The sequence below is a fragment of the Actinomyces sp. oral taxon 169 genome (assembly GCF_013394715.1).
Classification (GTDB): domain Bacteria; phylum Actinomycetota; class Actinomycetes; order Actinomycetales; family Actinomycetaceae; genus Actinomyces.
Genome location: NZ_CP058259.1, coordinates 139,040 through 155,668, shown reverse-complemented (window position 1 = coordinate 155,668; position 16,629 = coordinate 139,040). Strand labels below are relative to the sequence as shown.

Annotated in this window: 11 protein-coding genes and 1 pseudogene; 4 read left to right on the top strand and 8 right to left on the bottom strand. The window is 65.1% G+C overall.

Features of this window, described 5'->3' with window-relative positions; all coding sequences use genetic code 11:
• Positions 1-117 precede the first annotated feature (117 nt).
• From HW274_RS00615 to HW274_RS00585, 7 genes and pseudogenes are all read right to left on the bottom strand, one after another.
• Positions 118-1,713: a DUF5129 domain-containing protein gene (locus HW274_RS00615; protein ID WP_075254479.1), complete on the bottom strand. Its 1,596-nt coding sequence runs from the start codon at positions 1,711-1,713 to the stop codon at positions 118-120.
• A gap of 111 nt (positions 1,714-1,824) precedes the next feature.
• Positions 1,825-3,468 (bottom strand): annotated as a pseudogene (locus tag HW274_RS00610) (DUF5129 domain-containing protein).
• Positions 3,469-3,562: 94 nt separating this feature from the next.
• The gene (locus HW274_RS00605; protein WP_256692499.1) at positions 3,563-5,137 is read right to left on the bottom strand and encodes a DUF5129 domain-containing protein; all 1,575 of its coding nucleotides are present in this window, start codon (positions 5,135-5,137) and stop codon (positions 3,563-3,565) included.
• 166 nt (positions 5,138-5,303) lie between these two features.
• Positions 5,304-6,854 carry a DUF5129 domain-containing protein gene (locus tag HW274_RS00600; RefSeq protein WP_081376261.1) on the bottom strand — a complete coding sequence of 517 codons (1,551 nt, stop codon included), beginning with the start codon at positions 6,852-6,854 and terminating at the stop codon, positions 5,304-5,306.
• Between the two features lie 98 nt (positions 6,855-6,952).
• Positions 6,953-8,434 carry a DUF5129 domain-containing protein gene (locus tag HW274_RS00595; RefSeq protein ID WP_256692500.1) on the bottom strand — a complete coding sequence of 494 codons (1,482 nt, stop codon included), beginning with the start codon at positions 8,432-8,434 and terminating at the stop codon, positions 6,953-6,955.
• Positions 8,435-8,802: 368 nt separating this feature from the next.
• A complete protein-coding gene (locus tag HW274_RS00590) occupies positions 8,803-9,816 on the bottom strand; it encodes a DUF5129 domain-containing protein (protein WP_075254483.1) in 1,014 nt (337 codons plus the stop codon).
• A 322-nt stretch (positions 9,817-10,138) separates the two neighbouring features.
• Positions 10,139-10,537, bottom strand: coding sequence for a RidA family protein (locus HW274_RS00585; RefSeq protein WP_075254484.1), 399 nt, complete (start codon positions 10,535-10,537; stop codon positions 10,139-10,141).
• A 301-nt stretch (positions 10,538-10,838) separates the two neighbouring features.
• Between HW274_RS00585 and pgm the strand changes: the two genes are divergently transcribed.
• The 3 genes from pgm to HW274_RS00570 all read left to right on the top strand — a co-directional run bounded on the left by pgm (position 10,839) and on the right by HW274_RS00570 (position 14,854).
• Entirely contained in the window at positions 10,839-12,521 is a 1,683-nt protein-coding gene (gene pgm, locus HW274_RS00580) for a phosphoglucomutase (alpha-D-glucose-1,6-bisphosphate-dependent) (RefSeq protein ID WP_070510841.1), read from the top strand.
• Positions 12,522-12,895: 374 nt separating this feature from the next.
• A complete protein-coding gene (locus tag HW274_RS00575) occupies positions 12,896-13,426 on the top strand; it encodes a GNAT family N-acetyltransferase (protein ID WP_239653387.1) in 531 nt (176 codons plus the stop codon).
• A gap of 234 nt (positions 13,427-13,660) precedes the next feature.
• Complete coding sequence (locus HW274_RS00570) at positions 13,661-14,854, top strand: YwiC-like family protein (protein ID WP_178385016.1); 1,194 nt, start codon at positions 13,661-13,663, stop codon at positions 14,852-14,854.
• A 63-nt stretch (positions 14,855-14,917) separates the two neighbouring features.
• Here the strand turns inward: HW274_RS00570 and hisC are convergent, their stop codons facing one another.
• Positions 14,918-16,072: a histidinol-phosphate transaminase gene (hisC, locus tag HW274_RS00565; RefSeq protein WP_075254488.1), complete on the bottom strand. Its 1,155-nt coding sequence runs from the start codon at positions 16,070-16,072 to the stop codon at positions 14,918-14,920.
• Positions 16,073-16,118: 46 nt separating this feature from the next.
• Here hisC and HW274_RS00560 point away from each other — a divergent pair, with 46 nt between their 5' ends.
• A complete protein-coding gene (locus HW274_RS00560; RefSeq protein ID WP_075254489.1) occupies positions 16,119-16,526 on the top strand; it encodes a phage holin family protein in 408 nt (135 codons plus the stop codon).
• The last annotated feature ends 103 nt before the right edge of the window (positions 16,527-16,629 follow it).

Below are 16,629 nucleotides of genomic sequence, written 5' to 3'. Positions count from 1 at the left end.
CGAACGACGTACCACCTCCGCTCTCGGCATGTTGAGGTTAGCAGCATCAATTGTCCGCTCTAGACCAAATATATTCTGTTCGTCGTTGCGGACTAGCGGACCGGCGCGACCCCCGGCTCAAAAGCTCGAGGAGGAGCCCGCCCCGGAGAATCCTCCGCCACCCCCGGAGAAGCCACCCCCTCCCGAGGATCCGCCGCCCGGGGTGAAGGTTGACGCCGCGCTGTAGCCCATCACCAGGGACGAGACCGGGACGAAGGAACGGAAGGCCGCATTGTCGAAGCCAGTGAGGCCGGCGATCGCCGGCGACGCCGAGTTGACGCGGATCGTGGCATGGGGGTCGTACCTGCCGTAGCCGCCGCCCAGGGACCAGGCGCCGCTGTAGGCGGCGTACCGACCGGAGCCGCGGTAGCTGTTGAAACGGCGACGGCGCTCATCGGCGTACCGCGAGGTATCGACGTCGATGGCGTAGCGGGCCAGGCCGTCGGCCTCCCCATGGGTGGCGTCGGCGATCCGGTCGAGCTCGTCGAGGGCCTGAGACGGCTGGAGCCTGCCCGCCGAGAGGTCCATAGTCATGTGGTAGAGGCGCTCATGAAACCAGCGAACCTTCTCCCGCGTACCCATCGTGTTGACCGGCAGCCTGCCGGAGGAGTCGATCTTGTGGCACAGGGTGAGGAGCGCCTGGAGGTCCTCCAGGGCCGGGCCCTGCTCGTTGTACCAGGCCTGCTCCCAGCCACGGTCCTGGTTGAGGAAGGTTGCGGTGTTGGCGACGACGTCGTCGAGCGTGTCCAGCGCGGCCGATCGTCTTCGCAAGTCGGTCGCCCTGCGGAGCATGGAGAGACCGAACCACTGGGTGCCTCGGGGGCTGCCGAAGTCCTGCCATGACCGGGTCAGGTTCTCGTACTCGTCGCGGAACCAGCGGTAGCGGGCCATGACCTGCGCCCCGTGGGGCTCCTCAGTGGGGATTCGCTGGGCGTGCCGTTCAGTGGCTCGGTAGTCATGGGCGACCTGCGTGTAGTGGCGCAGCGCCTCACCGGCCCGACGGCGGGCCATGAGTCCTCGCCACAGGTAGACACCGATACCGGCGGCACCGATCCCGGCGACCGGGAAGGACACCTGCAGGAGGAAGGCTCTCAGGTCGCTGCGAGGCTTACCGACGTACTTCGTGGACTTCTTCCCCATGGAGACCAGACCCCCGTCCCAGTCCTTCTCCCGGAACTGGGACTTAGCGGCTTCCTGGATGTCGTCCTCCTGGCTGCTCATCACCTTGACGTCCTCACCGAAGTAGCAGCCCACCTTGCGCGAGTCGGGGGCGACCGCCAGGATCACCAGGCCGTCACTCCAGTACTTGGGGTTCGACGTCGAGACCCACGGAACATCAGTGTCGCTCGCATGCGAACGGGCATACTCCAGCACAGCGTCGTCGAGGTTGGAGACGTCCTCACCCGGCACCGTCAGGACGGCCAGGTGAACCTGCTTGCGGAACTCCAGATTCTTGAGCTTGTCGCTCAGCGCTGTGCTGTCAAGCACGCCGGCCTCGTCCTGGACCTCGACCGTGGGCCGGTAGGTGGCCACCGCCTCCTTCTTCGATGGCCAGAGCCATACGATCAGCGGCGAGAGGACCAGGGTCAGGCCCAGGACCATGATGGCGGTGAAGGCCACCACTGAACGGGTTCCGCCCGAGCGTGTGGCGGGGTTGTGCCCCAGCTGCTCCATCCGAACCCCACTTCCCTACTGACTGGACGTTTTCAGTGCCGATCCTAGCGGGGGCCGGGCGGCCCCGGAGGCGGGCAGAGACAGCACTGACAGGACCCGCCCCGCACCGGCTCAGAAGCTTGAGGAGGAACCGGACCCGGAGAAGCCGCCACCACCGCTGTAGCCGCCGGAGAAGCTGCTTCCCGAGAAGCTGGACCCGGAGCCGGAGCTGCTCGACGGCGTGTAGGAGGAGGCCGAGCTGTATCCCACCACCAGGTCGGAGACCGGGGTGAAGGAGCTGAAGGACCCGCCCGCGCCGACGCCCGAGCTGGACGAACCGGACGAGCCCACGGCAGAGATGGCCGGAGACGAGGGGTTGAGGCGGATCGTCGAGTGCGGGTTGTAGCTGCCGTGTCCCCCGCCCAGGTACCAGTAGCCGGCGTAAGCGGCGTCCGTGGACGAGACCGAGTCGTCGTAGCGACGACGGCGCTCGTCGGCGTAGCTGGAGGTGTCGGCGTCAATGGCCTCGCGTGCGAGCCGGAAGGCCTTCGTCTTCGTCTCACTGGCGATCTCGTCGAGCTCGTCCAGCGCAGCCGAGGGCTGGAGCGAACCGTCCTCCAACCCGGAGGTCATGTCGTCCAAGCGCTGCTTACGGGAGCGGACCCACTCTCGCTCCTCCTTGGCACGCTCGGCGATCGAACCGTTCTCGGCGGCGTCGGAGCTGTCGACCTGGTGGCACAGTCTCCGCAACGACTGCAGGTCCTCCAGGACCGGCCCCTGCTCGTTGCTCCAGACGCGGTCCCAGCCGGGCGACAGGCTCAGGAAGGTGGCGGTGTTGGCGATGACGTCGTCGAGGGAGTCCAGACCCTCGGAGCGCTTCTCCAGCTCGGTGGCCCGTTTGAACGACGACGTGCCGAACCACTGGGTGCCATGGGGGTTGCCGAACTCCGCCCAGGAGCGGGTGATCTTCTCATACTCATCGAGGAACCACCGGTATCGGGCCATGACCTGGGCGCCGTGCGGCTCATCCTCAGGGATCGTGCCGGCCATGAGCTCGGTGGTCTCGTAGTCGTGGGCGACCTGCGAGTAGTGGCGCAGCGCCTCACGCGCCCGACGTCGCGCCGTGACGCCACGCCACAGGTAGTACACGAGCCAGGTGACGCCTGCAAGCGCTGAGATTCCGGGCAGGATGCAGGTCATGACGATGCCACCGCCACCGACCCGGCCGACGACGTCCGCGGTCTTGGCCGCCATGGAGACGGTGCCCCCGTACCAGTCGGCCCGGCGGTACTGGTCCTTGGCGGCGTCCTGGATGGCTGCCTGCTGATCCAGGGTGACCGCGACATCCTCACCGAAGTAGCAGCCCACCTTGCGTGAGTCGGGGGCGACCGCCAGGATCACCAGGCCGTCGCTCCAGTAGTTGGGGTTCGACGCCGAGATCCACGGGACGTCAGTGTCGCTCGCGTGCGAACGGGCGTACTCCAGCACCGAGTCATTGAGGTTGGTAACGTCCCAGCCCGGAACCGTGAGCACGGCGACGTGGAGGTCCTGACGGAATCGCATCTCCTAGATCTCCTTGGCCAGCGGCTCGGTCCGGAGTATTCCGGCCTCGTCGTGGACCTCCACGGTGGGGCGATGGCTCCCGCCGAAGGGCCAGATCACCATGATCGGCAGTACGGCGATGAGGGCAAGGCTCACCGCGATATTGGCGATGAAGGCCGTCACTGACCGGACTCCGCCTAAACCGCCTCTACAAGACTGTTTCATGTGATTCATCCACACTTTCCTTTCTTTCTGCGGAAGTAGGGTGTTGAAGGCCTCGATATCCTGGCGGGCCACCGAGGTAGAAGACTGATCCTATCGAGCCGATTCAGAAGCTGGACGACGATCCAGTCCCGGAGAAGCCGCCTCCGTCATAGCCACCGCTGCTGGACGAACCACTTGATCCGGAGCCGGCACTGATATCCGAAGGAATTGCGGCCGAGTAACCGACGATGAGACTGGATACCGGCGTATGACATATAGGTCCTCCTGAGCTCGAGAACTGATGCCGTACGACACCGTCGGTCACATCACCAGCACCGCCATCAACTCCCATTAATACGGCCACGTCAGGAGTTCCGGGATTAACGCGAATCGTTGTCCTGGGATCATACTCTCCCTTGCTACCAGCGATCTCCCACTTACCTTCATAACGAGACATAGTATTTGCTGGCGGCTCTGACTTCATCTTCTCGTATCGACGCCGGCGCCTTGAAGAACCCCTAGACCCATCACTCTCAACTATCCTGGCCATCAAGCTGTCCACTCGGACGCGCACACCATCAGAAATTTTGTCTAACTCGCTGAGCGCCTGCGACGGAGTAACGCTCCCCTCTCTGAGACACGCAGGTAGTCTTCTCAAATGCTGCAGGCAGAGAACCGCCCACTCTCGCTCCTCATCTCCGTCCACAGCCACCTTCGACCTCTGAACCTCCCGGCACAGATGCACGAGGGCCTGAATGTCCTCCATGACCGGACCGCACTCGTTATCCCACACAGCAGGCCAGTCCGATGCCCTTGAGAACAAGATCGCGGCGTGTGAGACGATGGTCTCAAACAACTGCAAAGCATCCGACCGTTCCTTCAGGTCATTGACACTGCGTCGAGTCGCTCCGACGTACCACTGGAAACCATAAGGTTCGGGCAGCTCATTCCACATCCGGCTGACCTCTGTGTACTCACTGTCGAACCATCGACACCGAGACAGAATCAGAGCGCCATGAGTATTATCATCGGGAACGAGTGCAGCGCGTGAGATCGTTTCTTCGTAACCATACACCACCCGGGAGAAGGTCCTACGGGCAATCATATACTTCTTACTGGTATTGGGCCCGCTCCACACATACCAAATGAGCCAAACAGTCGCAACGCCTCCGACACCAAGCAACGTCAGCAAGAAGACAGTCCTTTGCGAGGTGTTGCCGTTCGCAATAAGATCAGCACTTCGCTCCGCCATCGACTTGACACCGCCATTCCAATCCTTGGCACGGAAGTGATCTTTTGCTGAATCCTGAATATCGGCCTGCGACTCTTGCGAAATTTTGAGATCCTCACCAACATAGCACCCCGCTTTGCGGCCATCCGGAGCAACAGCAAGGATCAGCAAACCGTCGCGCCAGTAGTTCGGATTGTCCTTAGATATCCACGGACTGCCAGCCATCTGAGTCTCCGCGTACTTGAGGACCTCCGCATTAAGGTTCACCACATTCTGTCCAGGAACTGTGAGAACGGCAAGATAGGTCTTCTTTCTGAAGCGTACTTCCTTCAGATCCGCCTCAAGATCATCAACGTCAAGAGCATTCGCTTCATCATGAATCTCAACAACTGGCTCGTAACGTGGCGCATGTTTTTGAGAGTACCAGTTGTCCACAACGAACGGAGAGGCCACGAGAATCGACGCCACACCGACGTGAATAAAAAATGACAGAACTGCCCGAAATCCACCGAGACCAACTCCCGCCGCATTCCGCATCGCTATCCTACTTTCGTCAAGTCGCACTATCGACGGACAGCACAACGAAGACCGTCACTATCAAGTGAAAATAGATGAATAACCGGCTCCCCTTCACTCAGAAACTCGACGAAGAACCTGCTCCGGAAAAGCCGCTACCAGAACCGTAACCGGTAACGCTCGAACCACTTCCACTGGAGAAGATGCTTTCCCCTCCTGCACTACTATTCAGACTCTCAACGTACCTGGACGACGAGACGTAGTCCGACAACAGATGCGCCACAGATCTCATGGCGTCAAACGGAGTTTCGTCATCTGATCCAATAACGCTCGCTCCCGGAGAGTCTGCATTCACACAGATCGTGGAGGTGGCATCGTAGTACCGAGAAGTATTGTCGAGAGCCCACAAGCCACCGTAGGCTTTTCCTGACCTCGAACGTTGACGGTCATTGAAGTACCGGAGTCGAGACGCAGCCCATCGAGCCGTCTTTGCCTTCAGAGCATCCCTGGCCAGGCTACGAGCCTCCGCCTTGCAGGCGTTGGACATAATCGTCAGCTCATCAAGCGCAGCCGACGGGGAGCATGTACCGCTTTCCATTTCAGACGTTACCTGGTTGACACGTAGGCGCCACCAGCGGATCCAGTCGCGAGTCTGAGACGTATCCACCGTCATGCGACGAGAGGAGTCTATTTTTGCGCACATCCGCTCAAGCGACTGCAGGTCTTCCATCAGCGGCCCGATCTCGTTATCCCAGACATCCTCCCATCCCGGCGACATCGTCAAGAAACATGATCCGTTGGAAACCGCTTTCTCGAGGGATTCGAGATCGCGGGACCGAGTCCTCAAGGAAAGCGTCTGCTTGGCCATACCCGCCTGGAACCACTGCGCTCCCGCAGGAGAGCCGAAGTCGTTCCAAGCACGAGTGACATCTTCGTACTCATCACAGAACCAGCGATATCTGGTCAGAATCTGAGCGCCATGTTCCTCGTCATCAGGAATCGTTGACGCACGCAGCTCCGTCGCATCGTAGTCGTGGGTAGCATTCGAATAGCTACGTAACGCCTCCTTCCCAAAGCGGCGAGCCGTGAGACCACGTCGTATATAGTAGAATAACCACACCGCTCCACATACTGACAGCGCACCTGGAATGACGATCTTCGTCAGCAAGCCGCCAGGGGGCCTCCCAATCTGGTCGGAGGACGTCTTCGCCATGGCGATCATCCCTCCGTACCAGTCGGCTTCGGAAAACCTATCTCCACCAGCAGCGTTGATCATGTCCTGCTGCGCCAGTGACACTTTAATGTCGTCTCCGAAGTAGCATCCCACTTTTCTAGAGTCAGGAGCCACCGCCAGGATCAGAATTCCATCGGCCCAGTGGTTAGGGTTTGATTGGGATATCCATTTCGATGCACCATCACCGTGATGACGGACATATGCCAGAACCTCCTCATTGAGGGACGCCTCATTCACTTTAGGAACAGTGAGCACAACAACATGCACTTCTCGCCGGAACTCCATACCCTTAATTTCCGCGATCAATGGAGCCGGCTGAAAGAGATGAGCATCGTCGCGAACCTCTACTGTTGGATGATATTCTCCCCCGAACGGCCAGAGCCACATGACCGGAAGCGACGAGATCAGTACCAGACACAACATAATATTGGACACGAATGCAGTCACTGCCCTCAGCCCTCCAGCACGGATCAGTATCGATGATTGCAATGTCATCATGTCCTCTCACTGAGAATGGAAACTTTTAACATGACTCAGAAGCTGGATGATGAACCGGATCCTGAGAAGTCACCCCCGCCGTAGTCTGCGGAGGAGCTGCTTCCCGAGTACCCCGACGATCCATCTCCACCCGAATAGGAGGACGACCCCGAGGTCGTCGGCGCATAGGATGCGGCGGATTCGTACCCCACCACCAGATCGGATACCGAGGTGAAGGAGCCGAGCCATCCCGCCCCTTCCCAGCCCGACGAGGAAGTATCGCCACCGAGCGGCGAGCCGGAGAACTGGTAGGTATTCGAGCTGTGGTTACTCCCACCGTCGTCGCTGGAGAATAACCATTGCCCCGCGCGCATAACATCATGTTCTGAATCTAGTGACGCGAAGTAACGACGGCGACGTTCTTCGGCGTACTTGGACGTATCGGCGTTCACTGCGCGACGCATGAGATCCAAGGCCTTCTCCCGAACTGATTGCGCCACCCTCTCCAGCTCGTCAAGAGCATCGGAAGGACGTGTCCTACCGCTCGCCAACGCTATTTCTATATCGCCGAGGCGCGAGCGCTGCTCCTTGATCCACTTCCGCTCCTTCTTCACACCTAGAGGCACGTCCCGAGATGCGGAGATCGTATCGCAGAGCGATCTCAACGCCTGCAGGTCCTCCTGCACCTGCCCTTGCTCGTTCTCCCATGCCTTCTCCCAGGTCGATGACATGTTGAGGATGGATGCTGTGTTTGAGATCGTCGCCCCAAGCGACTCCAACATGACAGCGCGCTTCTTCATTTTGGACACACGCTTCAGCATTCTCCAGGCGAACCACTGTGGACCGCGAGGACACCCGAGTGCTTGCAGGTCTCTGGTGATGCTCGCATACTCCTGGCGGTACCATCGGTACCACATCCTCACTCGCGCCCCATACGGTTCATTCTCAGGGATGGTGCGCATATTCAGCTCGACATCCTCGTCGCCGAGGGAGACTCGAGAGTAGCTCTCCGTCAATTCCTTCCCAACGGCTCTTGCACGCAGGCCACGACGCAGGTACTTCCGGAGCGCCCATATTCCGATCACGCTTGCCGGAGCCGGGATGATGAAGGTGGTGAGCCAGCTCCCTTCAGCGGGGCGCCCTAACAGGTCAGCCGTCTTCTTCGCCATTGCCAGAATTCCATCATCCCACTTATGGTCATTGAATGCCTTTTTCGCAGCACTTTGGATCGACGCTTGCTGGCTCAAAGGCAGGCGCACATCCTTCCCGAAGTAGCACCCCACCTTCCTGGAATCGGGTGCGACTGCAAGGATAACAACACCATCACTCCAGTAGTTGGAGTTGGATGAGGAGATCCACGGCCTTGGAGAATTCTGATGAGCGCGAGCATACTTGAGCACCTCACCATTGAGGTTGTCAATCATATATCCGGGCACCGAGACGACCACGACGTGAACATCTTGACGAAAGCCCACATCCCTTATACTGTCCGCCACTGATTCGTCTGAAAGAATACTAGCCCTATCATCGATCTCCACCGTTGGGTGATGCGTTCTTCCGAAGGGCCAGAACCACATGACGGGAAGTGACAGGATGAGCGCCGTAAGCACTGACACACTGACAATAAAACTCAGGTATGAGGACGTCGCCCTCAGAATCCGAAAAACTACCCTCAACACAATCACCTATTGTCGAGACGACGATGACGCCAAGGCGATCCCGCACCTTGGAACACCCGCCGAATCGCATCAAAGGCAGTGACACACATCGACATCATTTCGTCGAAATAATGGCGCGCACCCCCATTCCAACTATTAAATTGTTCATTCACTTCTACTTTATTCATGTTTGTGTTTGCTTCAGGGATTCTTGGGACTGGGATCTGGAAGGGCTGGAGTACCGGGTATCAGTATCCCGGAAAACTTCCATCCCCGAGGAAGCTTCGGGTCACCGGATGCCGTCGGGGACTCACATGGCTCACCTGGCTCACATGACTCACAGCGTCATCATCGGCCCACTGCCCGTCCCCGGCTCCGCCGGCGATTCCCACAGTAGCCGGCCACCCATCGACGCCTCGCCGGCCTTGCACCTCGGCTCCAGGAAGACCAAGGGAGGGTTCCGCGCCGGCCGCGCTGAGCGACAGGCCGCGCCCCGCCCGGCGAGCATCGGCCACGATCCAGGCAAGCTCGTCAAGCGCCGCCGAGGGCTGCAGCAAGCCGGCCGACAGCTCCGCGGTCATGTCGCTGAGGCGCTGGTGGTGGGCCCGCACCAGCTCGCGCACCTCCACCGTGCCGCCGGGAGTCAGCGCACGGGAGTCGAACCACTGGCACTGGCCCAGGAGCAGGTCGAGCTCGTGAAGAACCGGTTGCTGCTCCTGGCGCCAGAGCCTCTCCCAGTTGGAGGACAGGCTCAGGAACGCGGCGTTGCTGGCGATGATGTCGTCGGTCGAGTCCAGTGCGGCCGAGCGCTGCTTGATCTCACAGACCCGCTGGAACACTCCCGGTTCGAACCACTGGGCGCCCCGGGGGCTGCCGAGGTCCTGCCAGGAGCGGGTCAGGCTCTCGTACTCGTCTCGGAACCAGTGGTAGTGGGCCATGACGCGGGCGCCGCGGGTCTCGCCTTCAGGGATGAGACGGGCATGGAGCTCGGTGGCCTCGTAGCCGTCGGTGACCTGCGCGTAGTGCCGCAGCGCCTGCTTGAACATGCGCCGGGCGGACAGACCGCGCCACAGGTAGTAGGTGACCCCGCCGGCACCCAGCAGGGCCGGCAGGAGCGTGAAGGCGGCGACCGAGGGCGCCCACACCACGACGGCCACCGGTGAGAGCACAGCCGCCAGGCCCGCAGTCATGATGGCGCAGAAGGACAGCAGCGAGCGGATTCCTCCGAGGCGGACGGCGAGAGGAAGGCGCGTGGGCGGCATCGTCTTCCTCTCATGAAACCTCGACGCGGAGTCCTGGTCGGCTGGTGGCTCTGCGGTCACCAGCCGTGCCTCATCCTTATCCGCGGTCACGCCGTCTGCCATGGGGAGAGCAACACGGGGCGCCCTCGACGAGAGGACACCCCGTGGACGTGGAACCGGGAAAGAGCCTAGTGAACGGGTCGCCCCTCCGGCAGGGTCAGACACCCCGTACCGGTGGGGCGGCGCCCCATCGGATGCAGCCGCCCCGGTTCGCACTTGTAGGACCAGCGCCGGTTTGGCACATGCCAGCGTGGCCTCGGGGCCGGCTCAGGACCGGGCCAACTCAGGACCGGGCGGCGATGGCCTCGATCTCGACACCGGCCCCCAGCGGCAGGGCGGCCACCCCGAAGGCGGCCCGGGCCGGGAGGGTCTCGCCGGTGAAGTAGCGGGCGTAGACCTCGTTGACAGCGGCGAAGTCGGCGATGTCGGCGAGCAGGACCGTGGTCTTGACGACGTCGTCGTACCCGAGCCCGGCCTCGGCCAGGATGGCGCCCACGTTCTTGAGGACCTGCTCGGCCTGGACCTGGATGTCTCCCTCGACGAGCGCGCCGGTGGCCGGGTCGAGCGGTACCTGCCCGGAGACGAAGACGAGCGAGCCGGCCTCCTGACCGGTGGAGACGCCCTGGGAGTAGGGGCCGACGGCGGCGGGGGCGTTGGTCGTGGCGATACGGCTGACGGTCATGGTTCCTCGTTCCTGCTGGACGCTGGGGTTCGGCCGCGTCCCCGGTGGGCGGAGCGGCGGCCCGGGTGGCAGCGCAGTGGCGCCGGCGCCCAGGCCAGACTACCCATGCCTCCGGATTCGCCCGCCCCCCCGCCCGGGACCTACGGCACTTCCACGACGGCCCTCGCGGCGAGCCCTCCCACAACTCCGCCGTCGTTGGACTTGGCGCCCCGCCGATCACCGCGTCCCGGCCTCGGAACGCCTGTTGTTTCGCACAGCGAAACGGGCTGATCCGGCCAGTGGCACGTGACACACTGTGCCCATGCACGCACGCGCAGGACAGCCAGCACAGCCCGAAGACCTCATCGACGTCGACGAGGTCGTCTCCGCCTACTACGACCTCGTCCCCGACCCCGCCGTCCCGGCTCAGAAGGTCGTCTTCGGTACCTCCGGGCACCGCGGCTCCTCTCTGGACACCGCCTTCAACGAGGCCCACATCGTGGCCACGACCGCCGCCATCGTGGAGTACCGCCGCTCCCAGGGCACCGACGGCACCCTCTACCTGGGCCGCGACACGCACGCCCTGTCCGAGCCCGCCTGGCGCACCGCCGTCGAGGTGCTCGCCGGGGCCGGGGTGACCACCGCCGTCGACTCCCGTGGCGCCTACACACCCACCCCGGCCGTCTCGCACTCCATCCTCCTGGCCAACGGCGCCGGGACCGAGGCGGGGGTGCGCACGAGCGGCCCCGGCCTGGCCGACGGCATCGTGGTGACCCCCTCCCACAACCCGCCGCGCGACGGCGGCTTCAAGTACAACCCGCCCACCGGCGGCCCGGCCGGCTCGGAGGCCACCACGTGGATCGCCAACCGCGCCAACGAGCTGCTCGCCTCCGGGTGGCAGGACGTCCCGCGAGTCCCGGTCCCCGAGGCGCTCGACGGCCCCCACATCATCAAGCACGACTACCTGGAGACCTACGTCAACGACCTGGAGAGCGTCATCGACCTCGAGGCGATCCGCAAGGCCGGCGTGCGCATCGGGGCCGACCCGCTGGGCGGCGCCTCGGTGGACTACTGGGGCGCGATCGGTGAGCGCTACGGCCTGGAGCTCACGGTGGTCAACCCCGAGGTGGACCCGGCCTGGCACTTCATGACCCTGGACTGGGACGGCAAGATCCGCATGGACTGCTCCTCCCCCAACGCCATGGCCTCGCTGCGCTCCACGATGACGCCCGACGCCGAGGGCAAGACCCCCTACGACGTCGCCACCGGGAACGACGCCGACTCCGACCGCCACGGCATCGTCACCCCCGACGGCGGGCTGATGAACCCCAACCACTTCCTGGCCGTGGCCATCGAGTACCTCTTCACCCACCGGCCCGGCTGGCCTGCCGACGCCGCCGTCGGGAAGACCCTGGTCTCCTCCAGCCTCATCGACCGGGTGGCGGCCGCGATCGGGCGCACTCTCATCGAGGTGCCGGTGGGCTTCAAGCACTTCGTGCCCGGGCTGCTCGACGGCTCGATCGGCTTCGGCGGCGAGGAGAGCGCGGGGGCGTCCTTCCTGCGTAAGGACGGCACCGTGTGGACCACGGACAAGGACGGCATCATCCTGGCCCTCCTGGCCAGCGAGATCATCGCCGTCACCGGCAAGTCCCCCTCACAGCTGCACGAGGAGCAGGTGGAGCGCTTCGGCGCCAGCGCCTACGCGCGCATCGACGCCGCCGCCTCCAAGGAGGAGAAGGCCAAGCTCGCCGCCCTGGCCGCCGAGGACGTGACCGCCACCGAGCTGGCCGGCGAGGAGATCACCGCCCGGCTGGTCGACGCACCCGGCAACGGGGCCCCCATCGGCGGGCTCAAGGTCACCACCGAGGACGCCTGGTTCGCCGCGCGCCCCTCGGGCACGGAGGACGTCTACAAGATCTACGCCGAGTCCTTCAAGGGTGCCGAGCACCTCGCCCAGGTGCAGGAGGAGGCCAAGAAGGTGGTCGCCGCGGCCCTGGGCGGCTGACGGCGCAGGCGCCCTCCTGTCTCGCGCCGACCTTCCCACCGAGCCGGGTATTTCTCGAGGCCTCGACAGAATTTCTGTCGGACTACGCGAGAAGTGCCCGGCTCGGCGCCTGTCTGCCTCCCGCCGCCCTGGCTCGCCCCCTGCCTCCCACCACTCTGCCCACGGGGACATTCCACGCAGCCGGGCGCGCGTCCTTCCGGGCGGGGGCATTCGACGCCGTCGGGGACAGGAATCCCGCCCCCGGGCGCGCAGGACGTCCCCATCCAGAAGAAAATGTCCCCACACGCGCAAGACGTCTCCGACCTTGACGGCGGGACGCGCGGGGACACTGGTGAATGCTCGACGCATGCCCACCGACTGGTGAAAATATGGCTATGGGTACATCCGACTCCCCCGTCCTCCACATCCGCACGGCCCGGACGGCACCAGCAGAGCAGGCGCAGGACGCGGCCATGGCGGCTGCCCTGGAGGCCATCTGCTTCCCACCCGAGCAGGCCGCCAGCCCGACGACGATCGCCGAGCGGATGGCTACCTACGCCGACCACTTCTGGCTCATCGAGGACGAGGGCGGCATGCTGCTGGCACTGGTCAACGGCCTGTGCACCCACGAGCGCGATCTCACCGACGAGATGTACGAGTCCCCCACGATGCACGACCCCGACGGGCCATGGCAGATGATCTTCGGCGTCGCCACGGCTCCCGCCGCCCAGGGGCAGGGGCTGGCCACCCGACTGCTGCGCACCGTCATCGAGACGACGCGCGTCCACGGTCGCCAGGGCCTGGTGCTCACCTGCCTCGACGACCTCGTGCCCTTCTACGCGCGCCTGGGTTTCGTCGACGAGGGTCTGTCCGCCTCCCACCACGGCGGCGTGCCCTGGCACCAGATGCGGCTCACTCTGGCCTGACCGCCCCGCAGCGCACCACCCACGGGGACATTCCACGCGGCCGGGTGCGTGCCGCTGCGGCCAGGGGCATTCGACGCCGTCGGGGACAGCAATCCCGTCCCCGAACGCGCAACATATCCCCGGCCGAAGGAAAGTGTCCCCGCACGCGTGAGACGTCCCCGGCTGGAAGAAAGTGTCCCCGACCGCACGAAAGGTCCCCAGCCAGCGTCAGGGGCAAGCGATTAGGGTGAGAGTGTGAGTCAGTCCCGTCCATCGAGGCCGTCCAAGCACCACGTCGAGTACTCCTCCGCGCCCACCGATCCCGCCCGCCCGACGCCGGCCGCCGGATCGGCGGACTCTCCCGCGCCTTCTGCGCCTTCCGCATCCTCCGCGCCCACCGACTCCCCGACGAGCCCGGAGGCCGCGTCAGCCGACCAGGCCCTGACTCCGCCGGGAGCCACCACGGCGCCCTCCGGCAGCACCGCGCCGCGCCGTGCCCCCTCTCAGCAGTCCCGCCCCGGCCCGCAGGACGACATCATGCTGGCCACCGGCAAGCCCCGGCAGACCGAGCGCCCCAAGCCCCCCACCCAGGAGCAGATTCGCCGCCAGCCCGGTCGCAAGGCCTGGGTGCCCAACCAGCACGGGGCCTGGTCGATGCTGGTGCTACCACCGATCGTCGGCTGGATCGTGGGTGGCTTCAGCTGGGTGAACCTCCTGTTCCTCCCCGCCTGGTGGGGCGGCTACCTCACCTACTGGTCCTGGTCGCAGTGGCTGCGCACCCGCTCGGCCCGCAAGCGTGCCCTCATCATGCTGCCGCTCCTGGTTTACACCGGCTGGACGGCATCCCTGGCCCTCATCACCCTGATGGTGGCGCCCTACCTCATCCAGTGGGCAGTGCCCCTGGCGCCACTGTTCGCCATCGCGCTGCACCAGGTGTGGCGCGGCCACGAGCGCTCACTGCTCTCGGGGCTGTCGACGACGACGGCCGCCTCCCTCATGGCCGCCGTCACCTACAGCCTGGCGGTGCGCGGCGACGGCGGCTTCCTGGGCCTGGGGACACCGAGCGCCCCCCTGCCGGGGGCCTCTCCCAGCGGCGCCCTGACGGGCTGGTCCTGGATGTGGCTGGTCACGGCGCTGACGGCCGCCTACTTCGGCGGGACGGTCCCCTACATCAAGTCGATGATCCGCGAGCGCTTCAACTACGCGCTGCTGGCCGGCACGGTGGCGGCGCACGCGGTGGTGGCGGCGGCGACGTTGTGGCTGGCGTCGTCGGGGATGCTGCCGTGGGGGCACGCCGTCCTGTGGGTGGTGCTGACCGTGCGGTCGCTGGTCATGCCGCTGTGGCAGTGGCAGCTGGTGCGCGCGCGCCACCGCCCGCTGCGCCCGGGGACGATGGGCATCGTCGAGGTCGTCATGTGCGTGGCCTTACTGGTGACGATCTCAGTGTGACCAGGCCTGCGACGACGCCGTAACCCGCCCCGCCCTGTCCGGCGGCACCCGCTCCAGCGGGCCTCAGTGCTCGGCGCGCCAGGCGGCCGCGGCGGCCAGGACCCTCTCGTTGTCCGACGTCGTCCCCACCGAGACCCGCACGCCCTCACCGGCGAAGGGCCGCACGAGGATGCCGGCGCCGCGGAAGTGATCGGCCAGCGCCATCGTCTGCTCGCCCACGCCCAGCCAGAAGAAGTTGCCCTGAGCCTCGGGCACCTGCCAGCCCTGGGTGCGCAGAGCCTCCACGACCCGGTCCCGCTCTGCGGCGACGGCGGCCGAGCGCTCGGCGGTGCGGGCCAGCTCGCCCTGACCCAGGGCCGCGGTGGCGGCGGCCTGCGCGGGCAGGTTGACCCCGAAGGGTGTGGCCACCGAGCGGATGGCGGCGGCCAGGCCCGGCTCGCAGATGAGGTAGCCCACGCGCATCCCGGCCAGGGCGTGGGCCTTGGAGAAGGTCCGTGAGACCACGAGGTTGGGGGCTCCGGCCAGGAGGGTGAGGGCGTCGCCGGCCCGCGGGTCGGTGACGAAGTCGAGGTATGCCTCGTCGATGAGGACGACGACGTCGCGCGGCACCCCGGTCACGAGCTCGGCCAGCTCCTCGGCAGTCAGGATCGTCCCGGTGGGATTGTTGGGCGTGCAAGCCATGACCACGCGGGTGCGGGGGGTGATGGCCGCCAGCATGGCGGACACGTCGTGGCGGGCGTCGGGGGTCAGCGGGACGCGCACGGCCCGGGCGCCGGCGACCGCCACGCAGATCGGGTAGGCCTCGAAGGATCGCCAAGGGATGACGACCTCATCGCCGGGCTCGCAGACGGCGTCGAGCAGGTGCTGGATGAGGGCGACCGAGCCGTTGCCGACGACGACCTGATCGGCCTCCACGCCCCAGCGGCGGGCGAGGGCCTGCGCGAGGCTCTCCCCAGTCATCTCCGGGTAGCGGTTGACCCCGGTGGCAGCGCGGGTGATGGCCTCGACGACCGCGTCCTGCGGCGGATAGGGCAGCTCGTTGGAGGAGAGCTTGGCGATCTGCGCCGCGGCGGCGTCGGGGCGGGCTCCGGGCACGTAGGCGGGAAGGGCGGCGATGTCGGGGCGGATACGCACCGTCGTCGAGGGGCCGTCCTGCGAGCCCGCGGCGGGGGATGCGGGCCTGGGTCCGCCGGGCACTGGGGTCGCTGCAGGATTCATGCCCCCATCTTGGCACCGGCACAGGTTGCCCGGGCACAATGGGCCCATGGAGATCGTGGCACGAACCGTTGGAAACGCGGCCGGCCTGTGGCTGGCCACGCGCTTGCTGTCCGGGCTGAGCGTGCCCGAGGGCGTGGGCGCCTCCCACATGTGGCTGAACCTGCTGATCCTGGGCCTGGTGCTGGCGCTGGTGAACTCGCTCATCAAGCCGGTGGCGAAGTTCCTGACCTTTCCGCTCTACATCATCACCTTCGGGCTGTTCGCCCTGGTGGTCAACGGCGCGATGCTCTCGCTGACGGGCTGGCTCACCGACCACATTGCGGCGCTGGGCGCCGGCGGCTCGGTGCCGCTGGGACTGGAGGTGGCCTCCTTCGGCTCGGCGGTGGCCGGCTCGATCATCATCTCGGTGATCTCCTCGATCATCGCCGCGATGCTCGTGCGCAGCGAGGACTGAGGTCGACGACGCCGGAGGTGCGCCGGACGGCTCAGCTGATGCCGGCCGGCGTCGCCCAGCGTCACCCGGCGGCTCCCAGTGCTTCGCGGAGCAGACCGGCACC

What these genes read in the sequence shown, in the direction of transcription:
- HW274_RS00615 (WP_075254479.1), bottom strand. Translation starts at nt 1,713, where the DNA reads ATGGAGCAGCTGGGGCACAACCCCGCCACACGCTCGGGCGGAACCCGT.
- HW274_RS00590 (WP_075254483.1), bottom strand. Translation starts at nt 9,816, where the DNA reads ATGCCGCCCACGCGCCTTCCTCTCGCCGTCCGCCTCGGAGGAATCCGC.
- HW274_RS00585 (WP_075254484.1), bottom strand. Translation starts at nt 10,537, where the DNA reads ATGACCGTCAGCCGTATCGCCACGACCAACGCCCCCGCCGCCGTCGGC.
- pgm (WP_070510841.1), top strand. Translation starts at nt 10,839, where the DNA reads ATGCACGCACGCGCAGGACAGCCAGCACAGCCCGAAGACCTCATCGAC.
- HW274_RS00575 (WP_239653387.1), top strand. Translation starts at nt 12,896, where the DNA reads ATGGGTACATCCGACTCCCCCGTCCTCCACATCCGCACGGCCCGGACG.
- hisC (WP_075254488.1), bottom strand. Translation starts at nt 16,072, where the DNA reads ATGAATCCTGCAGCGACCCCAGTGCCCGGCGGACCCAGGCCCGCATCC.
- HW274_RS00560 (WP_075254489.1), top strand. Translation starts at nt 16,119, where the DNA reads ATGGAGATCGTGGCACGAACCGTTGGAAACGCGGCCGGCCTGTGGCTG.